The organism is Paenibacillus sp. FSL H8-0260, assembly GCF_045040625.1.
Taxonomy (GTDB): domain Bacteria; phylum Bacillota; class Bacilli; order Paenibacillales; family Paenibacillaceae; genus Paenibacillus_AQ; species Paenibacillus_AQ odorifer.
In genome coordinates, this window is record NZ_CP150298.1 from 1 (window position 1) to 26416 (window position 26416).

Annotated in this window: 16 protein-coding genes and 4 rRNA genes; 19 read left to right on the forward strand and 1 reads right to left on the reverse strand. The window is 46.0% G+C overall.

The genetic code is table 11. The annotated features are described in order from the left end of the window. The 6 genes from dnaA (at position 1) to gyrB (ending at position 6329) form a co-directional block, all read left to right on the forward strand. Positions 1–1347, forward strand: coding sequence for a chromosomal replication initiator protein DnaA (gene dnaA, locus MHI51_RS00005; protein WP_036677741.1), 1347 nt, complete (start codon positions 1–3; stop codon positions 1345–1347). 197 nt (positions 1348–1544) lie between these two features. Then, a complete protein-coding gene (gene dnaN / locus MHI51_RS00010; protein ID WP_036677739.1) occupies positions 1545–2687 on the forward strand; it encodes a DNA polymerase III subunit beta in 1143 nt (380 codons plus the stop codon). A 48-nt stretch (positions 2688–2735) separates the two neighbouring features. Beyond that, the gene (gene yaaA / locus MHI51_RS00015) at positions 2736–2963 is read left to right on the forward strand and encodes a S4 domain-containing protein YaaA (RefSeq protein WP_036677736.1); all 228 of its coding nucleotides are present in this window, start codon (positions 2736–2738) and stop codon (positions 2961–2963) included. A gap of 23 nt (positions 2964–2986) precedes the next feature. Then, entirely contained in the window at positions 2987–4105 is a 1119-nt protein-coding gene (gene recF / locus MHI51_RS00020) for a DNA replication/repair protein RecF (protein WP_036677733.1), read from the forward strand. A 17-nt stretch (positions 4106–4122) separates the two neighbouring features. Then, on the forward strand, positions 4123–4371 hold the full coding sequence (gene remB / locus MHI51_RS00025) for an extracellular matrix regulator RemB (protein WP_036677731.1): 249 nt from the start codon (positions 4123–4125) through the stop codon (positions 4369–4371). Positions 4372–4418: 47 nt separating this feature from the next. Then, positions 4419–6329, forward strand: coding sequence for a DNA topoisomerase (ATP-hydrolyzing) subunit B (gene gyrB / locus MHI51_RS00030; protein WP_036677726.1), 1911 nt, complete (start codon positions 4419–4421; stop codon positions 6327–6329). Positions 6330–6408: 79 nt separating this feature from the next. Here gyrB and MHI51_RS00035 read toward each other — a convergent pair whose 3' ends face one another. Next, positions 6409–7284: a YheC/YheD family protein gene (locus MHI51_RS00035; RefSeq protein ID WP_076276332.1), complete on the reverse strand. Its 876-nt coding sequence runs from the start codon at positions 7282–7284 to the stop codon at positions 6409–6411. Positions 7285–7640: 356 nt separating this feature from the next. Between MHI51_RS00035 and gyrA the strand changes: the two genes are divergently transcribed. The 13 genes from gyrA (at position 7641) to MHI51_RS00100 (ending at position 26257) form a co-directional block, all read left to right on the forward strand. After that, a complete protein-coding gene (gyrA, locus tag MHI51_RS00040) occupies positions 7641–10205 on the forward strand; it encodes a DNA gyrase subunit A (RefSeq protein ID WP_036677722.1) in 2565 nt (854 codons plus the stop codon). A gap of 256 nt (positions 10206–10461) precedes the next feature. After that, complete coding sequence (locus MHI51_RS00045) at positions 10462–11559, forward strand: HD-GYP domain-containing protein (RefSeq protein ID WP_076124333.1); 1098 nt, start codon at positions 10462–10464, stop codon at positions 11557–11559. 379 nt (positions 11560–11938) lie between these two features. Then, positions 11939–13496 (forward strand): 16S ribosomal RNA (locus MHI51_RS00050). Between the two features lie 231 nt (positions 13497–13727). Continuing rightward, positions 13728–16653 (forward strand): 23S ribosomal RNA (locus MHI51_RS00055). A 146-nt stretch (positions 16654–16799) separates the two neighbouring features. Further along, positions 16800–16916, forward strand: a 5S ribosomal RNA gene (gene rrf / locus MHI51_RS00060). The 16S, 23S and 5S rRNA genes sit together here, the layout of an rRNA operon. Before the next feature lie 154 nt (positions 16917–17070). Further along, complete coding sequence (locus MHI51_RS00065; protein ID WP_076130912.1) at positions 17071–18687, forward strand: ABC transporter substrate-binding protein; 1617 nt, start codon at positions 17071–17073, stop codon at positions 18685–18687. Next, positions 18684–19673, forward strand: a complete 990-nt coding sequence (locus MHI51_RS00070; RefSeq protein WP_341088147.1) for an ABC transporter permease — start codon at positions 18684–18686, stop codon at positions 19671–19673. Before MHI51_RS00065 ends, MHI51_RS00070 begins: the two co-directional genes overlap by 4 nt. Then, entirely contained in the window at positions 19670–20536 is an 867-nt protein-coding gene (locus MHI51_RS00075) for an ABC transporter permease (protein WP_139330225.1), read from the forward strand. The genes MHI51_RS00070 and MHI51_RS00075 overlap by 4 nt, the downstream gene beginning before the upstream one ends. Beyond that, complete coding sequence (locus MHI51_RS00080; protein WP_342410305.1) at positions 20536–21300, forward strand: ABC transporter ATP-binding protein; 765 nt, start codon at positions 20536–20538, stop codon at positions 21298–21300. Before MHI51_RS00075 ends, MHI51_RS00080 begins: the two co-directional genes overlap by 1 nt. Beyond that, positions 21291–22040 carry an ABC transporter ATP-binding protein gene (locus tag MHI51_RS00085; protein WP_076187689.1) on the forward strand — a complete coding sequence of 250 codons (750 nt, stop codon included), beginning with the start codon at positions 21291–21293 and terminating at the stop codon, positions 22038–22040. Before MHI51_RS00080 ends, MHI51_RS00085 begins: the two co-directional genes overlap by 10 nt. Before the next feature lie 21 nt (positions 22041–22061). Further along, a complete protein-coding gene (locus tag MHI51_RS00090; protein WP_076195264.1) occupies positions 22062–23120 on the forward strand; it encodes an alanine--glyoxylate aminotransferase family protein in 1059 nt (352 codons plus the stop codon). 2 nt (positions 23121–23122) lie between these two features. Then, a complete protein-coding gene (locus MHI51_RS00095; protein WP_312151823.1) occupies positions 23123–24274 on the forward strand; it encodes an amidohydrolase family protein in 1152 nt (383 codons plus the stop codon). A 425-nt stretch (positions 24275–24699) separates the two neighbouring features. Then, a 16S ribosomal RNA gene (locus tag MHI51_RS00100) occupies positions 24700–26257 on the forward strand. Positions 26258–26416 lie beyond the last annotated feature (159 nt).

The window sequence follows — 26416 nt, forward strand, 5'->3', positions numbered from 1 at the left end:
GTGGACAGCCATACTTCCGAATTATGGCAGCAAATTTTATCGATTATTCAAACCAAATTAAGCAAGCCGAGCTTTGATACCTGGTTTAAGGCTACTAAAGCGATAACCTTCAACTCCCAGGTTCTCATTATCTCGGCACCTACAACGTTTGCAGTAGAATGGCTGGAAAGTCGTTACACCAAACTGGTAGGAGCAACCGTCTACGAAGTCACAGGGAAACAAGTGGATGTAAAATTCGTGATTGAAGAAAGCAAGCCGCCTGAGCTTGTGGTTCAACAATCCGCTCCGACTCCCGTAGTATCAAGAGAAGAAGCACAAACGCATCTGCTCAATCCAAAGTACACTTTTGACACCTTTGTAATCGGCTCTGGGAACCGCTTTGCGCATGCAGCCTCACTGGCAGTAGCCGAAGCACCAGCCAAAGCATACAATCCCTTGTTTTTATACGGTGGTGTAGGTCTGGGCAAAACCCATTTGATGCACGCAATTGGGCACTATGTCCTGGAACATAACCCAAATAACAAGGTAATTTACATCTCGTCTGAGAAATTCACGAATGAATTTATCAATTCGATCCGTGATAACCGCGGTGAAAGCTTCCGTAACAAGTATCGTAATGTTGACATTTTGCTTATCGACGACATTCAATTCCTCGCTGGAAAAGAGTCTACACAGGAGGAGTTTTTCCATACTTTCAATGCGCTCCACGAAGAACGCAAGCAAATTATCATCTCCAGCGACCGACCACCAAAGGAAATTCCCACACTGGAAGAACGGCTGCGTTCCCGGTTCGAATGGGGCTTGATTACGGATATTCAACCACCAGATCTGGAGACCCGGATTGCGATTTTACGCAAAAAGGCTAAGGCAGAGAACCTTGATATCCCTAATGAGGCCATGATGTATATTGCCAACCAGATTGACACCAATATTCGTGAGCTTGAGGGTGCATTAATCCGGGTAGTTGCTTATTCTTCGCTTACCAACCAGGATGTAACCACTCATTTGGCAGCTGAAGCGCTCAAGGATATTATTCCTTCCAGTCGTCCCAAGATGATCACCATCGCTGATATTCAGCAAAAAGTCGGAGAATACTACAATTTGCGCCTTGAAGACTTCAAAGCACGCAAAAGAACCAAAGCCGTAGCGTTTCCACGTCAAATCGCAATGTATCTATCCCGTGAACTAACGGATTATTCGCTGCCTAAGATTGGTGAGGCTTTCGGAGGACGTGACCATACGACCGTAATTCATGCGCACGATAAAATTACACAGGCATTAAAGGTCGATCAGGAGTTGTACAAAGTGGTAAATAATCTTGCGGAGAAAATTAAAAATCCTTCCTAAGAGGAACAAAGAGCCTATACACAATCTATACACATGTGGGTAGGCTTAATTTTATGCTGTTTGGTGGGGTTATCCACATATTCGTCGCCCCTACTACTAATACTATTAAATAACTATAATAATTCATCATGTAAAGACGCGTAATTAACAGACTCAAATCCATCGAAATTCCCAATTTTTCAGCTAGGAGTGAAATCATGAAAATAAGCATTCTTAAAAATGAACTCAACGAATCCATTCAACACGTATCCAAAGCTATATCCAGCAGAACAACAATCCCTATTTTGACCGGTATTAAACTGGAAGTTAGCCATCAAGGCGTCACATTAACTGCAAGTGATACCGATATTTCTATTCAATCGTTTATTCCAGCAGAGAATGACAGCCACACCATCGTGAAGATAGATCAGCCAGGAAGTGTTGTCCTTCCCGCTAAATTTTTCGTCGAGATTATTAAGAAGCTGCCCTCCAAAGAAATCCACATGGAAGTAAAAGAAGGATTCCAAACGTACATTTCTTCCGGATCCACTGAGATTCAGATGGTAGGTTTAGACCCTGAAGAATTCCCAGTGTTACCGAGCATTGAAGAGAATGACACGATCTCTCTACCAGGTGATTTGCTGAAAAATATGATTAAACAAACAGCCTTTTCTATTTCTACCCAAGAGACAACTCCGATATTAACGGGTATACTATGGAATCTGAGCGACAATGAGTTTAAGTTTACAGCGACTGACCGTCACCGCTTGGCAACAAGAGCTGCTAAACTTGAAGGCACGGAAAATGTCAATTTCGGAAATATTGTTATTGCCGGTAAAACCCTTAATGAGCTCAGCAAAATTATCCCTGACCAAAATATGCTGGTTGATATTGTCGTTGCGGATAATCAAGTTCTCTTCAAAATCGACAAAGTACTGTTTTATTCACGGATCCTAGATGGGATTTATCCTGATACTTCTAGAATTATTCCAACAACCTACAAAACAGAACTAACTTTAGATACAAAAAAATTAAGTGAATCGATTGATCGTGCTTATTTGCTGTCCCGGGAAGAAAAAACAAATATTGTTCGTATGCAGACGCTTGATCAAGGCGGTATTGAAATTTCTTCAAGCTCATCAGAGCTGGGTAAGGTTCGCGAGGAACTTGAAGTCATCGATTTCAAAGGTGAACCTCTCAAAATATCTTTCAACTCGAAATATATGCTTGATGTATTAAAGGTCATAGAGAGTGAACAGCTCGTTATTGCATTTACAGGGATGATGAGTCCGATCATTTTGAAACCACTTGACCAAACCAATAGCTTGTATATCATTTTGCCTTACCGTACAACAAATTAATGCCAACATTCATGAACATGTGGATAAGTGGCTGAAAGGATAAAAACCATGAAAAAAATACTTATCCACAGTGGATACATTAAGCTGGACCAATTTCTGAAACTCGCAGATTGTGTATCCACAGGTGGAATGGCCAAAGCTTTATTGCAGGAAGGTCACGTATTGGTCAACGGAGAGGTAGAGGAACGGCGCGGCAGAAAACTTTATCCGGGTGACAAAATCGAAGTGCAGGATAACGGTACCTTTGAGGTTGAAGGCGGAGGAGTAAAAGAGTAGTACGCTAGGGGAGGAACCATTTCGTGTTTGTTAAAAATATCGGTCTGCAGCATTATCGGAATTACGGGCTGCTGCGTCTGGAGAGCCTGGGCGATGTGAATCTGATTCTGGGTCAGAACGCCCAAGGCAAAACAAACCTCATGGAGGCATTGTTCGTCCTGGCGATGACCAAAAGCCACCGCACCTCTAAGGACCGCGAACTTATCTCCTTCGACGCCCCCGGAGATGCAGCTCAGATCGTTGCCGAGGTGGAACGCAAGTATGGCGATCTCAAGCTGGAGCTCACCCTATCTGCCAAAGGTAAAAAAGCCAAGATCAATGGTTTGGAGCAGCGGCGCCTTAGTGAGTTTGTTGGATCTCTGAATGTGGTCATGTTTGCACCGGAAGATTTAGAGATTGTAAAAGGGACCCCTGGTATCAGACGGCGTTTTCTTGATATGGAGATCGGCCAAGTCCAGCCTAGTTATCTATTTCACCTACAGCAGTATCAAAAAATTCTCTTGCAAAGAGGTAATCTCTTAAAGCAATTATGGGGAAAAGAGGCTGCAGGGAAAGAGCTTCTGGAAATCTGGGATGCTCAACTTGTAGAGCATGGTGTTAAAATCGTCAAAAAAAGGAAACAATTCATAAAGAAGCTGCAAATATGGGCTGAAAGCATTCACCGGGGGATTACGAACGGCGGAGAAGAACTGAAATTGCTCTATGTCCCCTCTTTCGGCGATCGGGATGAGGAAGATGAAGCTGTCTTATTAGACAATTTTATGTTAAAGTTATCACAAACGAGAGAACAAGAAATCAGGCGCGGCATGACGCTGACGGGTCCCCATCGGGATGACCTGTCCTTTTTTATCAACGGAAGGGAAGCTCAGGTCTACGGTTCTCAAGGACAGCAGCGTACCACGGCTTTATCGCTTAAGCTGGCGGAAATCGAGCTGATCCATGAGGAAATCGGAGAATATCCTGTGCTGCTTCTTGATGATGTTTTATCCGAGCTTGATCCTTACCGCCAGACCCAGCTTATTGAAACCTTTCAAAGCAAGGTACAGACATTCATTACCGCTACCGGAATTGAGGGTCTGAATGCCGATAAATTAAAGGGCGCCAGCCTATTTCATGTTCATGATGGAAAAGTTGAGTTATAAAAGAGCGGAGGACGATCATGTATATTCATTTGGGCGGGGAGAAGATCATTAGGTCTTCGGAGTTAATTGCTATATTTGATATTTCGATTGAGAAATCTTCCAAGGTATCTAAGCAATTCGTTATTCACTCTGAGCAGGATAAGAAGCTTGAGCGGATTGGCGAAGAGGAAGCAAAATCTATTGTCGTAACTAAAAATATCGTGTATTACTCCCCCATTTCCTCCTCCACTCTTAAAAAAAGAGCCAAAATTTTGCTCGAAATATAACTTGCATTGGGTAACAAAGAGATAATCAGAAAGAAGTAGGTGAAGGCATGTCAATGAATCAACCGACATATGATGAGAGCCAGATTCAGGTACTGGAAGGGCTGGAAGCGGTTCGGAAACGTCCGGGCATGTATATTGGTTCGACTAGTTCTAAAGGTCTCCATCACTTGGTATGGGAGGTCGTCGATAATAGTATCGATGAGGCACTCGCAGGTTATTGTGACCGGATTCAAGTGATTATACATGAGGATAACGCGATCACTGTTATCGATAATGGACGTGGCATACCTGTAGGTGAGAATGTAAAGCTTAAGAAGTCGACGCTTGAAGTCGTAATGACCGTGCTGCATGCAGGCGGTAAATTCGGCGGTGGCGGATATAAAGTTTCCGGTGGTTTGCATGGCGTGGGTATCTCTGTAGTGAATGCCTTGTCTGAAAAGGTCCTTGTTAAGGTCAAACGTGACGGTCATATCTACCAACAGGAATATAGACGTGGTGCACCGCAGTATGATATCAAAATCGTTGGCGATTCAGATGAGACAGGAACGACTACAACCTTTCATCCGGATCCTGAAATATTTACGGAAACCACAGTTTTTGAATATTCGACACTGCTTACTCGTATTCGGGAGCTGGCTTTTCTTAACAAAGGAATCGAGCTTTCACTTCATGATGAGCGGACGGATGTCACCAACGTGTTCAAATACGAGGGTGGTATCGTTGAATATGTGAAATATTTGAATGAGAAAAAAGAAGCACTACATGAGGATCCGATCTACGTGGAAGGCTCACGCGATATGATCCAAGTTGAAGTGGCTCTCCAATATAACGATTCGTATACTGAGAACATCTACTCTTTTGCGAATAATATTAATACGCATGAGGGTGGAACGCATGAATCCGGCTTTAAAAGTGCGCTGACCCGTATCATCAACGATTATGCTCGTAAAGCGGGAGTACTGAAGGATAGCAATTCGAATCTGACTGGTGATGACGTGCGTGAAGGATTGACAGCCATTATTTCTGTCAAAATTCCAGATCCACAATTTGAAGGTCAAACGAAAACTAAGCTCGGAAATAGTGAAGTGCGGGGTATCGTAGAATCACTGTTCGGAGAGAAATTACAAGAGTTTCTGGAAGAAAACCCAGCAGTATCACGTCGCGTTCTTGAAAAGTCACTTTCCGCTTCACGCGCGCGAGAAGCTGCTCGTAAGGCACGTGAGTTAACCCGTCGGAAGAGTGCGCTTGAAGTCAGTGCTCTGCCTGGTAAACTCGCCGACTGTTCATCCAAGGATGCCTCGATCAGCGAACTATACATCGTCGAAGGTGACTCAGCGGGTGGATCGGCTAAGCAAGGACGGGATCGTCATTTCCAAGCGATTCTACCGTTGCGTGGTAAGATCCTAAACGTTGAAAAAGCTCGCCTTGACCGTATTTTATCTAACGCGGAGATCCGCGCCATCATTACGGCTTTGGGCACAGGGATCAGCGATGACTTTGACTTATCGAAGGCTCGCTACCATAAAGTCGTTATTATGACCGATGCCGACGTCGATGGAGCCCATATTAGAACGCTATTATTAACGTTCTTCTATCGTTACATGCGGAAGCTAGTAGACGCGGGTTATATCTATATTGCACAGCCTCCTCTCTTTAAGATTGAGCGCAATAAGGTTATCCGCTACGCAGGCAGCGAGAAGGAACGCGATGATATTATCGCTTCTTTTGGAGAAAATGCTAAGGTTAACGTCCAACGTTACAAAGGTTTGGGAGAGATGAATGCAACCCAACTTTGGGACACAACGATGGACCCTGAGACCCGTATGATGCTCCAGGTTACGATTGAAGATGCGATGCTGGCAGATAGTATTTTTGATACACTTATGGGTGACAATGTTGAACCAAGACGTGACTTTATCCATGAGCATGCCAAGAACGTTAGATACCTTGATGTGTAAAAACAATATTTAATACAACCTCCGGCTTCTATTCCTAACGGAATGAGAACGCTGGAGGTTCTTTGATTTCAAGCTTTTTTTAGGCTCTTGTGGATTGTTTATTGCGGGTCGAATAAGGGGATTTTCTTGCTTTTACACGTCCATAGGCTACGGCATAGCGATGTATTTTACGATAGATTGATTTATCAGGAAATAATTTGAATACAGCAATGGACGGAAGAGTGTTGACTTCCAGCAGCCACATATCCAGATGTTGATCCATGGCAATATCCAGACCAATCTCTTTGATTCCCGGATAGGCAGATTGAAGCTGTGCCGCGATTTGTATACCCAATGCTTTTAAGTGATTGATCGTAACTAGGACTTCAGAGGGCGGCATATAATTTTTTAGCAGAGTACTTACGGAAAGGATACTGCCTCCACTGTGATAATTGGTGACGATTTTTTGAGGGGCAGCTACTCTTCCAAGCATTCCTGTTGTTTCCCATACTCCTGATGGTGTCTTTTGGGTAAGAACCCGAAGATCAAAAGGGCGGTCTTGATGACGCAGAAGGTCAATCCCTTTTTGAATCAAATAGGTTCGATTCTGAATTCGTTTCTGTAAGTTCTCATACAGCTCTTCTGGTGAGAAAAACACTTCCGCAGTCTTCCCATATCTTAAAATATACAAGATCTGTTCTTCGGGCTCTTCTTTATTAACGTTATCGAGGTCGGTACCGTGTTCAGCTTTCTGTTTGCTAGTGCTAAGAGTTACAGTACGCTGCTCAGCTCTCATTACACCGATACCATAACTTCCTCGATCTGGCTTAATATAGACCATTGTATATAACGCAAGCATCTCCTTAAGAGCATTGACATCGAATTTACGGGTATCAGGCACATATTGCAATAGAGAGTGATTTTGAAGGATGACTTTCGTTTTAGCCCATTTGCTTGGGACGCGTTGAATCTTCATTATCTTCCTCCTTATGAGTTTTGTGCAGGAATAGGTCCTTTGGGTTCCTTGTTGTAAAAAATGCAGTGGCAGCATAATCTTTGACAGCTGAAAATCAGGACAAGCTACCTAAACAATGGTATAATATAAGGATATGGGGTTATGCCTTATCGAACGATATTAGGATAATAAAACCGTGTTTCTTGTCTTTACAGTCTATGTAGTAAAGATATTTGCGGAAAGGGCAAATACCCTGATAAGCGCAAAAAGAAATCAATATTAGAAGATAAAAGGCTATCATGTTTAATTGTGCTACTTTTGTGAAAGTAATATAATTAAGGGTAGCGGTTTTTTAACTGAAGGAGGTCCAGCAACTCATGGCTGAACAAAATAACCCACAAGTCAAAGATCGGGACATTGGCGTGGAAATGCGTGAATCCTTTATGGATTACGCAATGAGCATCATTGTTAGCCGGGCTTTGCCAGATGTGCGGGACGGACTCAAGCCGGTTCACCGACGCATTTTGTTTGCGATGTCGGAGCTTGGAATGTCTGCGGATAAGCCTCATAAGAAATCTGCAAGAATCGTCGGTGAGGTTATCGGTAAGTACCACCCTCACGGTGACTCAGCTGTCTATGAAACAATGGTACGGATGGCTCAGGATTTCTCGATGCGCTATATGCTTGTAGACGGTCACGGGAACTTTGGTTCGATCGATGGTGATATGGCCGCGGCGATGCGGTACACAGAAGCCCGTCTCTCCAAGATTGCAGGCGAAATGCTTCGTGATTTGAACAAAGAGACAGTTGACTTCGCACCCAACTATGATGGTGAAGAGAATGAGCCGGTTGTATTGCCAGCCCGTTATCCGAATCTGCTCGTAAATGGGGTATCTGGTATTGCTGTAGGTATGGCTACTAATATTCCACCGCATAACCTTGGTGAAGTTATCGATGGTGTGCAGGCGATGATTAAGAATCCTGATATCACGCCAATGGAATTGATGGAGTTTATCCAAGGTCCGGATTTCCCTACGGCTGGATATATTTTGGGTCGTGAGGGCATTCGTCAGGCTTATCGTACGGGGCGTGGTTCAGTAACCATGCGTGCGAAGGCAACGATCGAAGAGAACAACGGCAAGGCTCGCATCATTGTGCATGAGCTTCCATACCAGGTTAACAAAGCAAGATTGGTTGAAAAAATCGCAGAATTAGTACGTGAGAAACGGATCGAAGGTATAACGGATCTTCGAGATGAGTCTGACCGTAACGGTATGCGTGTAGTTGTTGAGATGAGACGCGATGTTAATCCAAATGTAGTATTAAACAATCTATATAAACATACTTCTATGCAATCCACATTTGGGATCAACATGCTTGCCATCGTAAATAACGAGCCGAAAATTCTTAATCTGCGTGATGTACTTTATCATTATTTGCAGCACCAGATTGAAGTTATTCGTCGTCGTACTATATTTGATCTTAAAAAAGCTGAAGCACGCGCTCATATCTTAGAAGGTCTGCGCATTGCGCTTGATCATCTGGATGAAGTGATTGCGTTAATCCGTGCTTCACGGACAACTGATATAGCCCGCGAAGGATTAATGAGCACCTTTAGCCTCAGTTTAGAGCAGGCTCAGGCTATCCTCGATATGCGGATGCAACGTCTGACCGGTCTGGAACGGGAAAAGATCGAGAATGAATATAACGAATTGATCGTTAAAATTGCAGAGTACCGTGAAATTCTGGCTAACGAGCATCTTGTACTGGAAATCATCAGCAACGAGCTGCAGGATATCCGCGATAGATATTCTGATGAACGCCGGACAGAGATTACGGTTGGTGAAGAAAGTATCCTGGATGAAGACCTTATTCCACGTGAAGAGGTTGTTATCACTATTACACATACAGGATATATCAAACGTCTACCTGTCAGCACCTACCGCAGTCAGAAGCGCGGAGGTCGCGGAGTCATGGGGATGGACACCAAGGACCAGGATTTCGTGGAGCATCTCTTCGTGAGTAACTCTCATAACTATCTGATGTTCTTTACCGATAAGGGTAAAGTTTACCGGATTAAAGCTTATGAGATCCCAGAATTGGGCCGTACAGCCCGGGGGACGCCAATCATCAACCTGATTCAAATCGAACAAGGTGAGAAGATTAGTGCGGTAATCCAAGTGGAAGATGGCGATAGCGACAAATATTTATTCTTTGCTACCCGCGAGGGTATCGTGAAGAAGACGCCTCTTGGGGATTATAACAACATCCGTAAAGGCGGTCTTATTGCTATTAATCTTCGTGAAGAAGATTCCCTAATCGAGGTTAAGCTGACTGATGGACAGCAAAATCTCATTATCGGTACAGCTCGCGGAATGTCGATTACGTTCTCAGAGAATGATGTGCGTTCTATGGGACGTAGCGCGACTGGCGTTAAGGGTATTACGCTTGACGGTAATGACCATGTCATTGGTATGGACTGTGTCGATAAGGAGCTTGAGGTTCTGATTGTTACTACCAAGGGCTATGGTAAACGGACACCAGCCGGTGATTATCGTTCCCAGACTCGTGGCGGTAAAGGGATCAAGACCATTAATCTCACCGATAAGAATGGTCCTGTAGTGGGTCTTAAGGTCGTTAAGAAGGATGAAGACTTAATGATTATTACGACTAGCGGTACCCTGATTCGTACCAGCATGGATGGAATTTCTACTATGGGCCGTTATGCTCAAGGGGTTAAGCTGATTAACATCCGTGAGGATGACGCAGTAGCTACCCTGTGTAGAGCTGACAAGAACGAAGAGGATGAATCTGAGGAAGTGGAAGGTCTGGAAGGCTTGGAAGGGCAAGAAGGCCTGGATGGGCAAGATACAGTCGAGGAATCTGGCGATATTGATCAGCCTGAGATCCTGACTGAGGACGAAGACACTGACTTAGAATAGGTTGAATTCAAAAAAGAGCAAGGGCTTCTATTACAGAAGTTCTTGCTCTTTTTGTTGCTTTTAGAATGACCGATGCTTCAAAAAATAAAATAAATATTTTGAAAGAATAGTTTTCACTGCACTAGTGTCTTCCATTTATCCGTACTATAATTAGCCAATAGAATCCTATAAAGTACTAATTTCTCAGAAATTATCTGTCTTATCAATGTGAGGTAATGCTGGGTGTACGGCTTATAGAAATTAAGGGGCTGAGTATATGCCAAATATATTGGTTGGAGAAGTTAAAGCAGGCTCAAAGATAATAAAGGATGTAATTACACCTTTAGGGGGGACTTTATTCACTAAGGGAAAAATATTGCTCCCTCGTGATCTAGATATTTTACAGGCTTTTTTGATTGGGCAAGTGGAAATCGAAGGTGACCAAGGTGAGGCGAGTTCGGATGGAGCCAAAACAACAGCTAAGCAAGCTTCCCCTAAAGCTGGAGCCATTATCAACGAATCGATGTTGGCCAAGACTAATTCTCCTCTACATGATGAATACGATAAAATGCTCACTCTTATTAAGAACAGCTATCGATCGGTAACGGCAGCTTCACTTCCTATTTTTGAGCTTCGCAGTCAGTTAGAGACATTAATAGGTTATTTGAAGGATTATCATGTCTTGAAGTTTACACCGCGCACTTTAAAATATGAGGATTACAACTATCACAATGCTGTGTTGTCCGCGTTGACCTCCTATAAAATCGCTCAGTGGTGTGGGTACCCACAAAAGGATTGGATGCAGATTGCTTTTGCAGGATTATTACATGATATCGGTAATGCTAAAGTAGACAGCTCACTTTTACAGAAACCGGAGTCACTTAACAATAGTGAAATAGAAGAGGTTCGCCGACACACTACATATGGTTATCAATTATTACGCAATGTTACAGCGATTAATGAAGGGGTAAGACTTGCCGCCTTGCAGCATCATGAGAAGATTGATGGCTCTGGTTATCCATTGAAGCTGGACGGCAGTCAGATTCATTTCTACGCTAAAGTAGTCGCAGTAGCAGATATATTCCATGCTATGACCTTAGAAAGAGCCTACAGAAGAGCACAGTCTCCTTATTTGGTACTAGAGCAGATTCTGACAGAAAGCTTCGGTAAGCTTGACCCAGTGATTGTGCAGACGTTTATACAGAAGAGTACTGATCTCTTTAATGGCACTAGAATCAAATTAAGTGATGGCCGTCATGGGGAGATTATCTTCACAGATCGCGCAAACCCTACACGTCCGATGGTTAAGATAGAGGAAACAATAGTTAATTTGATGTTGGAACGTGAATTGTATATTCAAGAAATCATTGCTTAGGGCGTAGGTACAAAGGAATAAGGCTGTGCTAGCCATTATATATTGCAGTATTGAGGCTTTTGGCAGCACAGTCTCTCATTTATCTAGTATATTTCAAAAAAACTCTTGCAATGCAACTCCATACATGATATATTCTAAGTCCGGCCAAGAAGTACACATGCCGAGCTCAAAAAGAAGTTAAAAAAAGAGCTTGACATTAAATAGCCGAACATGATATAGTATAAGAGTTGCTGCTGAGACATTAAACGGCGCCAACGAGAACTTGATCTTTGAAAACTGAACAACGAGTGAGTAGGAAATCACGCAAGTGAAATCCAAAATTAGAGAATTAATTTTCTCGTCAGATGTTTCAAAATGAGCATATCGCTCTTTTCAATACTAATTGGAGAGTTTGATCCTGGCTCAGGACGAACGCTGGCGGCGTGCCTAATACATGCAAGTCGAGCGGAGTTACTTTGAAAGCTTGCTTTCAAAGTAACTTAGCGGCGGACGGGTGAGTAACACGTAGGCAACCTGCCCTTCAGACTGGGATAACTACCGGAAACGGTAGCTAATACCGGATAATTTCTTTTTTCTCCTGAGAGAAGAATGAAAGACGGAGCAATCTGTCACTGAGGGATGGGCCTGCGGCGCATTAGCTAGTTGGTGGGGTAACGGCCCACCAAGGCGACGATGCGTAGCCGACCTGAGAGGGTGAACGGCCACACTGGGACTGAGACACGGCCCAGACTCCTACGGGAGGCAGCAGTAGGGAATCTTCCGCAATGGGCGAAAGCCTGACGGAGCAACGCCGCGTGAGTGATGAAGGTTTTCGGATCGTAAAGCTCTGTTGCCAGGGAAGAACGTCCGGTAGAGTAACTGCTACCGGAGTGACGGTACCTGAGAAGAAAGCCCCGGCTAACTACGTGCCAGCAGCCGCGGTAATACGTAGGGGGCAAGCGTTGTCCGGAATTATTGGGCGTAAAGCGCGCGCAGGCGGCTATTTAAGTCTGGTGTTTAAACCTTGGGCTCAACCTGAGGTCGCACTGGAAACTGGGTGGCTTGAGTACAGAAGAGGAAAGTGGAATTCCACGTGTAGCGGTGAAATGCGTAGATATGTGGAGGAACACCAGTGGCGAAGGCGACTTTCTGGGCTGTAACTGACGCTGAGGCGCGAAAGCGTGGGGAGCAAACAGGATTAGATACCCTGGTAGTCCACGCCGTAAACGATGAGTGCTAGGTGTTAGGGGTTTCGATACCCTTGGTGCCGAAGTTAACACAGTAAGCACTCCGCCTGGGGAGTACGGTCGCAAGACTGAAACTCAAAGGAATTGACGGGGACCCGCACAAGCAGTGGAGTATGTGGTTTAATTCGAAGCAACGCGAAGAACCTTACCAGGTCTTGACATCCCTCTGAATCCGCTAGAGATAGCGGCGGCCTTCGGGACAGAGGAGACAGGTGGTGCATGGTTGTCGTCAGCTCGTGTCGTGAGATGTTGGGTTAAGTCCCGCAACGAGCGCAACCCTTAACTTTAGTTGCCAGCAGGTAATGCTGGGCACTCTAGAGTGACTGCCGGTGACAAACCGGAGGAAGGTGGGGATGACGTCAAATCATCATGCCCCTTATGACCTGGGCTACACACGTACTACAATGGCCGGTACAACGGGAAGCGAAGCCGCGAGGTGGAGCCAATCCCATCAAAGCCGGTCTCAGTTCGGATTGCAGGCTGCAACTCGCCTGCATGAAGTCGGAATTGCTAGTAATCGCGGATCAGCATGCCGCGGTGAATACGTTCCCGGGTCTTGTACACACCGCCCGTCACACCACGAGAGTTTACAACACCCGAAGTCGGTGGGGTAACCCGCAAGGGAGCCAGCCGCCGAAGGTGGGGTAGATGATTGGGGTGAAGTCGTAACAAGGTAGCCGTATCGGAAGGTGCGGCTGGATCACCTCCTTTCTATGGAGAATCGTTCTCTGCAATGAGAACATTCAAATCGGAAGTTTAACTTCCAAAACTCAGGTTTAGGCCTGTTACTCACTCGTTGCTCAGTTTTGAGAGTTTAAGCTCTCAGTAAGACTTGATCCTTGAAAACTGGATACCGAAACGAATTTGCGTTTTAGAACATCTTTTAGCAACTTGTGTAAACAAGTAAATGTTATTAGTGAGATTTTTCTTCGGAAGAATCAAGGTTAAGCTAATAAGAGCACACGGAGGATGCCTAGGCGCCAGGAGCCGACGAAGGACGTGGCGAACAACGAAACTGCCTCGGGGAGCTGTAAGCAAGCTTTGATCCGGGGGTGTCCGAATGGGGAAACCCAGCTGTGGTAATTCGCAGTTACTCATTTCTGAATACATAGGAAATGTAGAGGCAGACCAGGGGAACTGAAACATCTAAGTACCCTGAGGAAGAGAAAACAATAGTGATTCCGTCAGTAGCGGCGAGCGAACGCGGAACAGCCTAAACCTAAGAGCTTGCTCTTAGGGGTTGTGGGACGTCTTACATGGAGTTACAAAGGAATATGGTAGGTGAAGAGGTCTGGAAAGGCCCGCGATAGAGGTAAAAGCCCTGTAACCTAAACTGTGTTCTCTCCGAGACGGATCCCGAGTAGTGCGGGGCACGTGAAACCCCGTATGAATCCAGCAGGACCATCTGCTAAGGCTAAATACTACCTGGCGACCGATAGTGAAACAGTACCGTGAGGGAAAGGTGAAAAGCACCCCGGAAGGGGAGTGAAATAGAACCTGAAACCGTGTGCTTACAAAAAGTCAGAGCCCTATTAATGGGTGATGGCGTGCCTTTTGTAGAATGAACCGGCGAGTTACGTTTAACATGCAAGGTTAAGCCGAGAAGGTGGAGCCGCAGCGAAAGCGAGTCTGAATAGGGCGAATTAGTATGTGGACGTAGACCCGAAACCGTGTGATCTACCCCTGTCCAGGGTGAAGGTGCGGTAACACGCACTGGAGGCCCGAACCCACGTACGTTGAAAAGTGCGGGGATGAGGTGGGGGTAGCGGAGAAATTCCAATCGAACTCGGAGATAGCTGGTTCTCCCCGAAATAGCTTTAGGGCTAGCCTCGGTATAAGAGTAGTGGAGGTAGAGCACTGATTGGGTGCGGGGTCCGCAAGGATTACCAAGCTCAGTCAAACTCCGAATGCCATATACTTATTGCCGGGAGTCAGACAGTGAGTGCTAAGATCCATTGTCAAAAGGGAAACAGCCCAGACCATCAGCTAAGGTCCCCAAGTGTGTGTTAAGTGGGAAAGGATGTGGAGTTGCACAGACAACCAGGATGTTGGCTTAGAAGCAGCCACCATTGAAAGAGTGCGTAATAGCTCACTGGTCGAGTGACTCTGCGCCGAAAATGTAACGGGGCTAAACACACCACCGAAGCTATGGCTAGATGCTTTGCATCTGGGGTAGGGGAGCGTTGTGTAGGGGTTGAAGGTGTACTGAAAAGAGCGCTGGACACTACACAAGTGAGAATGCCGGTATGAGTAACGAAAAGATCAGTGAGAATCTGATCCGCCGAAAGCCCAAGGTTTCCTGAGGAAGGCTCGTCCGCTCAGGGTAAGTCGGGACCTAAGGCGAGGCCGAAAGGCGTAGTCGAAGGACAACAGTTTGAAATTACTGTACCACCGTAATCCGCTATGAGCGATGGGGTGACGCAGGAGGGTAGTGACGCGGACTGATGGATGTCCGTCTAAGCAGTGAGGCTGATGTGTAGGCAAATCCGCACATCGTTAAGGCTGGGCTGTGATGGGGAGCGAAAATTGTAGTAGCGAAGGTCATGATCTCACACTGCCAAGAAAAGCCTCTAGCCAGGAGAAGGTGCCCGTACCGCAAACCGACACAGGTAGGCGAGAAGAGAATTCTAAGGCGCGCGGAAGAACTCTCGTTAAGGAACTCGGCAAAATGACCCCGTAACTTCGGGAGAAGGGGTGCCCCGGTAGTGTGAATAGCACGAGGGGGCCGCAGTGAAAAGGCCCAAGCGACTGTTTAGCAAAAACACAGGTCTGTGCGAAGCCGCAAGGCGAAGTATACGGGCTGACGCCTGCCCGGTGCTGGAAGGTTAAGGGGAGTGGTTAGGGGTAACCCGAAGCTATGAACCGAAGCCCCAGTAAACGGCGGCCGTAACTATAACGGTCCTAAGGTAGCGAAATTCCTTGTCAGGTAAATTCTGACCCGCACGAATGGCGTAACGACTTGGGCGCTGTCTCAACGAGAGATCCGGTGAAATTTTAATACCTGTGAAGATGCAGGTTACCCGCGACAAGACGGAAAGACCCCATGGAGCTTTACTGCAGCTTGATATTGAATTTGGGTACGATCTGTACAGGATAGGTGGGAGCCGTAGAAATCGGAGCGCAAGCTTCGGTGGAGGCGCCGTTGGGATACCACCCTGATCGTATCTAGGTTCTAACCTAGTGCCCTTATCGGGTACGGGGACCGTGTCAGGCGGGCAGTTTGACTGGGGCGGTCGCCTCCTAAAGAGTAACGGAGGCGTTCCAAGGTTCCCTCAGAATGGTTGGAAATCATTCGCAGAGTGCAAAGGCATAAGGGAGCTTGACTGCGAGACCTACAAGTCGAGCAGGGACGAAAGTCGGACTTAGTGATCCGGTGGTACCGCATGGAAGGGCCATCGCTCAACGGATAAAAGCTACCCTGGGGATAACAGGCTTATCTCCCCCAAGAGTCCACATCGACGGGGAGGTTTGGCACCTCGATGTCGGCTCATCGCATCCTGGGGCTGAAGTAGGTCCCAAGGGTTGGGCTGTTCGCCCATTAAAGCGGTACGCGAGCTGGGTTCAGAACGTCGTGAGACAGTTCGGTCCCTATCTGTCGTGGGCGCAGGAAATTTGAGAGGAGCTGTCCTTAGTACGAGAGGACCGGGATGGACGTACCGCTGGTGCACCAGTTGTTCCGCCAGGAGCATGGCTGGGTAGCTACGTACGGACGGGATAAGCGCTGAAAGCATCTAAGCGTGAAGCCCCCCTCAAGATGAGATTTCCCAATTAGTAAGACCCCTTGAAGACGACGAGGTAGATAGGTTGGAGGTGGAAGTGCAGCAATGCATGGAGCTGACCAATACTAATCGGTCGAGGGCTTATCCTATATGTAAAATGCAGATTTGTTTCGGATTCAGTTTTCAGGCATCAATCTCAGATTTATATAGTCCAAGTGACTGTATGATGATGAATTTGTTTTCAGCATTTGGCGATGCTGAGACCTGAATAATGCATTTGTACCGCAAATGCCCGTTTGGTGGCGATAGCGGAGGGGTTCCACGCGTACCCATCCCGAACACGACCGTTAAGCCCTCCAGCGCCGATGGTACTTGGACCGAAGGGTCCTGGGAGAGTAGGACGTTGCCAAGCACGCAAGACCACTGTTGAGTAATCGACAGTGGTCTTTTTGTTATGTATATTTACTTAAGGATTGTTGCAAATTAAATTATGTTTGACAGACTAGAGTGTTTAACCCATAATACAATTCATACTAAACATATAAGAATTATAGGGGGAGCGAATTATGTCGTACTTTAGTGTATCTATTAAGAAACCGATTCTGTTGGGGGCAATAGCAGTTTTGCTATTGATGTTAATTGCAGGGTGCTCGGGGTCTAATAATAAGGCTGATTCAAATAAAGAGGCACAGGAAAGTGCGAGTCCGGCAACTCAAAGTCCTCAAACTGCAGAACCTGCAACGGGAGGGACTTTCGTCTATGGACGACCTGCTTCTGTAACTTCGCTGGATTTGCATAATCAGATTACGTCCAACAATGCTTTTGCAATCGACAAAGTTTTTGAATCATTAGTCGCTTTTGACAGCAAAGGTGAAATTGTAGATTGGCTTGCTAAGTCACATAATATCAGTGAAGATGGTCTGACGTATACATTCGAGCTTCGTGATGGGTTGAAGTTTTCCAATGGTACGGATGTGACCGCAGAAGATGCTGTATTCTCTCTTGAGCGGCACTTGAAGGTAGGCGGCCCGCTGGCAATATCCGCAAAGGTCGACACAATCAAAGCGCAAGATAACAAAACGCTTGTTATTACACTTAAAGAGCCTTATACACCATTTATCTCGGAGCTATCTAATTTCTCAAATGGTATCCTTCCTAACAATTTCGGCGGAGTATCCGAAGAAGAATTCTTCAAGAAACCGATCGGTACGGGACCTTTTGTTGTTGAAACATGGGACACTGCTGGTGATCTGACCTTCACTAAGAATACATTCTACTGGCAAGAAGGTAAACCTTATATTGATAAGCTCGTTTATAAGCTGATTGAAGATGACAGCCAAGCGATTAACCAGCTGAAGGCTGGAGAAGTTAATGCTATTGAATCTTTGGCTCTGCAAAATGCCAATGAGATTAAAGATGGGGCTGACACTAAAGTAGTCACTAACGGTAGTTGGGTGACAGAGCAATTGTTCTTTAATACGTTGGATGAACATTTTTCTGATGTGCATGTCCGTCGCGCTCTGGCGCTGGCGCTTGATCGTGAGGGCTTGACCAAGGCGCTAACCTTTGGTTATGCACAAACAGCAAACTCATTGCTGCCAACAACGATTCCTTATAACGCAAATGATACAATCAAAGCACTGAACTTTAATATCGAAGCAGCCAAGGAGGAGCTTGCCAAATCTGCCTTCCCTAATGGCTTCACTACCAAATTACTTGTAGCATCCGGTAATAGCACAAGAGCTCAAGAGGCACAAATTATTCAGGCAGCGGGCCAAACGATCGGGATTAAGATTGAGATTGAATCGATTGAACTTGCCACTTTCCGTGAACGTTTCTTCGCATATGATTTTGCGGCAATGCTGAACAGTGGCCAAGCGGATTCCCCTGAAGCGAACTCAATTATTGCTTTCCAGACCGATCCGGAAGGCTTCAGCAAATCATATTGGACGCATTATACAAATGATGAAGTAACGAAGCTTCTATATGAGGGACAAAAAACTGCGGATGGAGATGAACGTGCACAAATCTATACTAAGCTGCTGCAGACCCTTGCTGATGAAGTTCCTTATATTCCGCTTTACTATCCAGATGTTTTAAAAGGTATTCGTTCTTCAGTTGACGGTCTCGTTGTTCTACCAAACGGCAGTGCCCGTTTCGAAGATGTCCGCATCAGCCAATGATGAATCCTAAGCAGGTGTTAAATCAACCGAAAGGAAGCAAGGGTTCTTACAACTGGCTTTTGATATCTCTTATAAAAGCATTGGCAGTGATCTTCTGCGTAATGATAGCGGTCTTTTTCATCATTCGAATCGTGCCGGGAGATCCAGCAAAAATGATTTTGGGAGAATACAGCACCCCTGAGGCGCTCAAGAGTATGCATCATACTCTTGGGCTGGACCTCCCTTTATGGGAGCAATTCATCCGATTTGTGAAGACGCTGTTTACTCAAGGAGATACTGGAAACTCCATTATTATGGGGACATCAACAAGAGAGTTGATTACACAACGGGCCCCTGTTACTTTGCTGCTCATCGTGATGGCTTGTGTGTTGGCGATTTTCGTATCCCTTCTGCTCGCTACGGTAGCCGCTACGCATAAGGATAAACTGCTGGACCATTTGATACGTATTTTTCCTACAATTACTCTAGGTATGCCAATCTTCTGGGTTGGCTTACTTTTAATTTTGCTCTTTAGTGTCCGGCTTGGCTGGTTCCCTGTTGGGGGAGTAAGTGAAGGGTGGGTCGGAACCTTGCATAGTCTTGCACTTCCAGCAATCACTGTTGCTTTTTCACAGGTTCCTACGCTTGTTCGTTCATTAAGAGCGCAGATGCTTGAAGTGTTAGAATCGGATTTTGTAGTCACCCTTAAGGCTGCGGGCATACCAAACAGGGTTATTTTATTTAAACATGTGCTGCGCAACTCTGCTCTTCCTACGTTAATGCTGCTGGGTGTGAATATTTCTTATTTAATCGGAGGCACCTTGGTCGTTGAGCAGGTATTTGGAATTAAGGGAATTGGCAGCTTATTGTTCACTTCAATTTCGAAACGGGACTTTCCGGTTATTCAAGGAATAGCACTTTACTGTGCGCTATCTGTTGTGATCATCAGTCTCTTGATTGAAATCATTTCCTGGTGGCTTGATCCCAGAACGAAAGGAAAACAATGAAAACTATAAGACTAGACTCGCGATTGTATGAAGACGGTAAGATAACAAGCGGCTTAAAGCGAATTTGGAATACCCCATCACTTCTAGTGGGAATTATTATGTTTGCAGCTCTTATTCTCTTGACTGTGTTTATACCTTATATAAGTCCTTATGACCCCTCTGAGCAAAATTTGAGTGCCTTTTTACAGCCTCCGTCAGCCGAACATTGGTTGGGAACTGATCAATTAGGGCGTGATCTGTTTACCAGACTGGTTTATGCAGCGAGGACTGATTTGAAAATCATGGTCTTGGCAGAAATCATTCCCTTTTGCACAGGTGTATTTCTAGGAATGCTGGCAGGATATTACGGCAAATGGATCGATACAGTTATTACGCTGTTGTCAGATACATTCATCGCCTTTCCTTTTTATCTGATCGTTATTATCGTGGCTTTTGCCAGTGGAGCAGGAGAACGAGGCATTTATATTACTTTTATCTTTGTAGGATGGATTGTCTTTGCCCGTGTCGTCAGAGGTCTTAGTGCTTCTTTTCGTAATCAGGAATGGGTGGCGTCCGCTCAAACCTTAGGGCTACCAGGAGTGAAAATTATTTTGCGTCATCTCCTGCCGAATGTACTTCCGCAAGCCGTGGTCGTCCTTATGACAGATATGATTGGATTGCTTGTTGCCATTGTTACACTCGGGTATCTTGGTATCGGCATTACACCGCCAACTCCTGACTGGGGGACAATGATTTCAGATGGACAGCCCTTCATCACTACAGCTTGGTGGCTCTCGGCCGTTCCGGGATTTGCAGTGGTGTATACGGGGATAGCTTTGTCGCTCCTAGGTGATGGTTTGGCAGACATATGGAGGAAAAAATAATGTCTATACAACCCATTTTAGAAATAGAGGCGCTATCGCTGGCAGCTAAGTCAAATGAGAGATTGGTCAATAATGTTAGTTTTTCGCTGAGTAAAGGGGAGAGTCTGGGATTAGTAGGTGAATCGGGATCAGGAAAATCGCTTACGCTGCGTGCAATTTTAGGCTTGCTTCCAAATGGTGTTGAACAGACTGGTGGCACCATTAAAAGTGACGTAAGCAGTGCGATGGTATTTCAAGATCCAAGAGGTGCGCTTGATCCGCTCTGTACGGTTGTCAAACAACTGGCTGAAGTTGTGTATTACAGACAGAAAGTAAGCCGTAAGACTTCGCGGGTAATTGCACTGGAACTGCTCGAAAGGCTTGGTCTCCCCGAGTCATTGAAGAAAAAGGACCGGTATCCGAGTCAGCTGTCAGGCGGTCAGTGTCAACGGGTAGTCATCGCTCTGGCACTGGCGTGTAAGCCAGGCGTACTTCTCTGTGATGAGCCGACAACGGCACTTGACGTCACGGTTCAACGGCAAATTATTGAGACGATCACGAGCCTCCAGCATGAGCTCAGTTTTGCCATGGTATTTGTTACGCATAACCTAGCGATTGCAGCAAACTTGTGTTCACGGCTATGTGTAATGAAACAGGGGCAGATTGTTGAGCAGGGCAATACTCTTGATATTTTGCAAAATCCGAAAGACCCTTACACACAGATGCTGATTGATTCGGTGCTTCCTTTGCCAGAGCTTGAAGGGAGTAGAGACTCATGGAATTAGCCTTGCAAATAAAAGATTTAACTGTTCATTATGGCGGCTTTACTGCACTGGATCGTATCAATCTGAATCTTGAGCAGCACACCACCCTTGGGCTTGTTGGAGAATCCGGATCAGGGAAATCTACGCTGGCGCGAGTAATTGCTGGACTGATTGCCCCAAATGAGGGACAGATTCTGTTGGGTACCCAAGAATTAAAAAAGAAAAGAAGCCGTGAGCAGCACAAAACAATCCAGATGATTTTCCAAAATCCAGATGCTTCGCTAAATCCTAAACATTCGATTAGGCAAATTCTTTCCGAGCCCTTATTGTTTCATAAAATAGTGGGGCGTACAGATGTTGAACAAAGATGCAAAGAGCTTTTGAATCAAGTTCATTTAGAACAAAAGGCGTTAGACAAATTCCCACATGAATTTTCCGGCGGCCAGCGTCAACGGATAGCGATCGCTCGTGCATTAAGTGTTGAGCCAAACATCCTGATCGCGGATGAACCTACAAGTGCGTTGGATGTATCTGTGCAGCTTAGTGTGCTCGAACTGTTCAATACGCTGAAGGCTGAGCTTAATCTCACCATGCTTTTTATTTCTCATGATCTAGGAGTAATCAATGCAATTAGCGATACGGTAGCAGTTATGCGGCAAGGAAAGCTCGTGGAGCAGAGTCCGCGGGATCAATTCTTCATCCGTCCTAAACATGAATACAGTTATGAGCTGTTGTCGGCGGTTCCGAAAATGCCAAAATAAAGTACATCAGGAGGTTTTTTTATGAACCGAGAACATAAAGGATACGTGCCACTTTCACTGGCTGAGTACAATAAGCTAACACATTTAATTTCCAAAGTCTTGTTTACTGAGCACCCTCCAGTTATCATTCCGGCTGAGGCAATCCTTGGAATCGAGGCGGTAGCCGCCGGAATAGCTGCACCCGGTCGAACCATTGTAAATATAGTAACAGGTCCTTATGGAAGTTTATTTGGAAAATGGCTTGAGCGGGGTGGAGCAACGGTTGTTGAAGTAAAGGTTCCTTTTGATGAAGTGGTCACTAGCGACCAAGTTGCTTCTGCGATTAAGGAGTTTAAACCTTGTGCCCTTTCTTTTGTTCAAGCTGAAGTGGTTACTGGAGGCTCTAATCCTGCTAAAGAAATATTTGAAATTGCAAAAGAATTCAATCTAATTACTGTGTCGGACTCCGTATCTGCGGTTGGGGGAGAGGCCCTGCTGGTGGATGAATGGTCCGTTGATTTTGCAGTTATAGGTGCGCAAAAAGCCTTAGCTGGACCCAACGGTGTTAGTGCCGTAAGTATTTCTCCACGTGGCTGGGAATTTCTTGAGTCGAATGAAAATGCTCCACGCAATTCTATTTTATCCTTGCTGGATCTGAAGCCATCACTGGGAGACGCCGCGCCATTGCGGGTTGCCCCAAACATTCCTACGCTGGAGGCTAGAGCCTTGACTCAAGCTTTGACACGAATTGAAGAAGAAGGATTGGATCAAGTAATCAAACGCCATGAGCGAGCCGCAGCAGCTGCTGTAGCTGGTATTAAATCCTTGGGGCTTGAGCCTTGGCAAAAGGACAGCAGACATTATTCTACGCTGACTACAACGGTGCGGATTTCTGGAAAGCAAGAGTTGCGGATTGAGCAGCCTATAGGCATTGTGGCTCCCGGAGACGGAGAATTATTTGGCCATCTTCTACGGATCAACCATTTTGGAACGAATGCTGAGCGGCAAAGTGTGGAGAAGGCTATATCCACGCTTGCCGAACTGTTGAAACAAGACCCAGTTCAGGCATTAGCAGCTGTTCGGCTGGCATGGGGGGAATGAAGATGATTCATAAGCATCCAGAGCTGCAGACGTTCAATGATATTTTTATAGCAGGTATCGAAGGCAGACGTTTTGATGTCGTGATAAAGGATGGTCGTTTTTCATCCATTACTGAAGCGGAGCCGCATCAAGTAGAGTCAAATCTTGCAGGAACAGATCTGTGGCTAAGTCCGGGTATTATTGATCTACATACGCATTTAGCTTGGACAGATTTTGACCACTCTGATCAATTGAAGCGCGATGCCAACGAGATCGAAATTATGCAGGCACAAGCTTTTGAAGCTACTCTTAGAACGGGTGTAACGACTGCCCGTGATGCAGGTGGGATTCTGCCGAGCACAGTGCAGCATCTTGTTCAGCAATATCAGCATCCATTAAGAGTGCAGACCAGTAGCGATATGATTGGAGCAGCAGATGCCCGTGGTCTCAAGCATTTAGAACAACGCATGGCGGAAATCTTTGCTACAGGAGCGGGTTGGATAAAAATCATGGCCACAGGCGGGCTTGGAGCACCTACCGAGAAAGTCGTTGACCCGATCTTTTCTGAAGAAGAGTTCTCGTTCATTGTTCGTAATGCACATGCCCATGATAAGAAGGTACTGGTTCATACCTGGGGCGGAGTGACGATAGACTGGTCCATCCAGGCCGGCGTGGAATCAATAGAGCATGGGATGTTTCTAACTGAGGATCAGGCAGGAAGACTTGCTAACTCGCGGGTAGCGTTTGTACCCACCACATCAATTTATCGTATTGCTGCAGACCCAAAAGGCGTTCTAGCGTTGAACCCGATCATTTGCGACCGAGCTGCCCGCGCTGCCGAATGTCATTCCAAGGCCATTCATTATGCAAAAAGAGAAGGCGTTCGTATTGGATTCGGTACAGATTATGCCACACCTGCACTACATGGCTATAACCTTCAAGAACTGGATACATTGATTGATTATGGCTTAACTCGGAGAGAAGCGTGGCAGGCTGCGACTAAAAGTGCTGCAGATATTCTGGGGAGCGGTAACGAGCTGGGACAAATTGCAGAAGGTTTTATTGCAGATGCTGTTGTTTTCAAAGTGGATCCATATGAAGCGCACAATGCGGAGGCACTTCGAAGCAATATCATTGCCGTAATTACTGGAGCGAAGGAAGCGGAATTAATCTAGAATCGTCTAAGCTTCTTCTAAAAAACAACTGTTATCTTCTGCAGTTGTTTTTTTACTTTCTAGATAATTAGATGATAAGGGGAGGTAGTTATTATAATACGATAATACATAGATGATGTTTTATGCATTTGATTATATATAAAAAAACTCTTGCAATGCATCTCCATACATGATATATTCTAAGTCCGGCCAAGAAGTACACATGCCGAGCTCGAAAAAGAAGTTAAAAAAAGAGCTTGACATTAAATAGCCGAACATGATATAGTATAAGAGTTGCTGCTGAGACATTAAACGGCGCCAACGAGAACTTGATCTTTGAAAACTGAACAACGAGTGAGTAGGAAATCACGCAAGTGAAATCCAAAATTAGAGAATTAATTTTCTCGTCAGATGTTTCAAAATGAGCATATCGCTCTTTTCAATACTAATTGGAGAGTTTGATCCTGGCTCAGGACGAACGCTGGCGGCGTGCCTAATACATGCAAGTCGAGCGGAGTTACTTTGAAAGCTTGCTTTCAAAGTAACTTAGCGGCGGACGGGTGAGTAACACGTAGGCAACCTGCCCTTCAGACTGGGATAACTACCGGAAACGGTAGCTAATACCGGATAATTTCTTTTTTCTCCTGAGAGAAGAATGAAAGACGGAGCAATCTGTCACTGAGGGATGGGCCTGCGGCGCATTAGCTAGTTGGTGGGGTAACGGCCCACCAAGGCGACGATGCGTAGCCGACCTGAGAGGGTGAACGGCCACACTGGGACTGAGACACGGCCCAGACTCCTACGGGAGGCAGCAGTAGGGAATCTTCCGCAATGGGCGAAAGCCTGACGGAGCAACGCCGCGTGAGTGATGAAGGTTTTCGGATCGTAAAGCTCTGTTGCCAGGGAAGAACGTCCGGTAGAGTAACTGCTACCGGAGTGACGGTACCTGAGAAGAAAGCCCCGGCTAACTACGTGCCAGCAGCCGCGGTAATACGTAGGGGGCAAGCGTTGTCCGGAATTATTGGGCGTAAAGCGCGCGCAGGCGGCTATTTAAGTCTGGTGTTTAAACCTTGGGCTCAACCTGAGGTCGCACTGGAAACTGGGTGGCTTGAGTACAGAAGAGGAAAGTGGAATTCCACGTGTAGCGGTGAAATGCGTAGATATGTGGAGGAACACCAGTGGCGAAGGCGACTTTCTGGGCTGTAACTGACGCTGAGGCGCGAAAGCGTGGGGAGCAAACAGGATTAGATACCCTGGTAGTCCACGCCGTAAACGATGAGTGCTAGGTGTTAGGGGTTTCGATACCCTTGGTGCCGAAGTTAACACAGTAAGCACTCCGCCTGGGGAGTACGGTCGCAAGACTGAAACTCAAAGGAATTGACGGGGACCCGCACAAGCAGTGGAGTATGTGGTTTAATTCGAAGCAACGCGAAGAACCTTACCAGGTCTTGACATCCCTCTGAATCTGCTAGAGATAGCAGCGGCCTTCGGGACAGAGGAGACAGGTGGTGCATGGTTGTCGTCAGCTCGTGTCGTGAGATGTTGGGTTAAGTCCCGCAACGAGCGCAACCCTTAACTTTAGTTGCCAGCAGGTAATGCTGGGCACTCTAGAGTGACTGCCGGTGACAAACCGGAGGAAGGTGGGGATGACGTCAAATCATCATGCCCCTTATGACCTGGGCTACACACGTACTACAATGGCCGGTACAACGGGAAGCGAAGCCGCGAGGTGGAGCCAATCCCATCAAAGCCGGTCTCAGTTCGGATTGCAGGCTGCAACTCGCCTGCATGAAGTCGGAATTGCTAGTAATCGCGGATCAGCATGCCGCGGTGAATACGTTCCCGGGTCTTGTACACACCGCCCGTCACACCACGAGAGTTTACAACACCCGAAGTCGGTGGGGTAACCCGCAAGGGAGCCAGCCGCCGAAGGTGGGGTAGATGATTGGGGTGAAGTCGTAACAAGGTAGCCGTATCGGAAGGTGCGGCTGGATCACCTCCTTTCTATGGAGAATCGTTCTCTGCAATGAGAACATTCAAATCGGAAGTTTAACTTCCAAAACTCAGGTTTAGGCCTGTTACTCACTCGTTGCTCAGTTTTGAGAGTTTAAGCTCTCAGTAAGACTTGATCCTTGAAAACTGGATACCGAAACGAATTTGCGT

Excerpts from the sequence above, each read along its gene's own strand:
- MHI51_RS00070 (WP_341088147.1), top strand. The coding sequence starts at position 18,684 with ATGATGAATCCTAAGCAGGTGTTAAATCAACCGAAAGGAAGCAAGGGT.
- dnaN (WP_036677739.1), top strand. The coding sequence starts at position 1,545 with ATGAAAATAAGCATTCTTAAAAATGAACTCAACGAATCCATTCAACAC.
- gyrA (WP_036677722.1), top strand. The coding sequence starts at position 7,641 with ATGGCTGAACAAAATAACCCACAAGTCAAAGATCGGGACATTGGCGTG.
- MHI51_RS00085 (WP_076187689.1), top strand. The coding sequence starts at position 21,291 with ATGGAATTAGCCTTGCAAATAAAAGATTTAACTGTTCATTATGGCGGC.
- MHI51_RS00065 (WP_076130912.1), top strand. The coding sequence starts at position 17,071 with ATGTCGTACTTTAGTGTATCTATTAAGAAACCGATTCTGTTGGGGGCA.
- MHI51_RS00095 (WP_312151823.1), top strand. The coding sequence starts at position 23,123 with ATGATTCATAAGCATCCAGAGCTGCAGACGTTCAATGATATTTTTATA.
- gyrB (WP_036677726.1), top strand. The coding sequence starts at position 4,419 with ATGTCAATGAATCAACCGACATATGATGAGAGCCAGATTCAGGTACTG.
- remB (WP_036677731.1), top strand. The coding sequence starts at position 4,123 with ATGTATATTCATTTGGGCGGGGAGAAGATCATTAGGTCTTCGGAGTTA.
- MHI51_RS00090 (WP_076195264.1), top strand. The coding sequence starts at position 22,062 with ATGAACCGAGAACATAAAGGATACGTGCCACTTTCACTGGCTGAGTAC.
- MHI51_RS00075 (WP_139330225.1), top strand. The coding sequence starts at position 19,670 with ATGAAAACTATAAGACTAGACTCGCGATTGTATGAAGACGGTAAGATA.
- MHI51_RS00045 (WP_076124333.1), top strand. The coding sequence starts at position 10,462 with ATGCCAAATATATTGGTTGGAGAAGTTAAAGCAGGCTCAAAGATAATA.
- yaaA (WP_036677736.1), top strand. The coding sequence starts at position 2,736 with ATGAAAAAAATACTTATCCACAGTGGATACATTAAGCTGGACCAATTT.
- MHI51_RS00080 (WP_342410305.1), top strand. The coding sequence starts at position 20,536 with ATGTCTATACAACCCATTTTAGAAATAGAGGCGCTATCGCTGGCAGCT.
- MHI51_RS00035 (WP_076276332.1), bottom strand. The coding sequence starts at position 7,284 with ATGAAGATTCAACGCGTCCCAAGCAAATGGGCTAAAACGAAAGTCATC.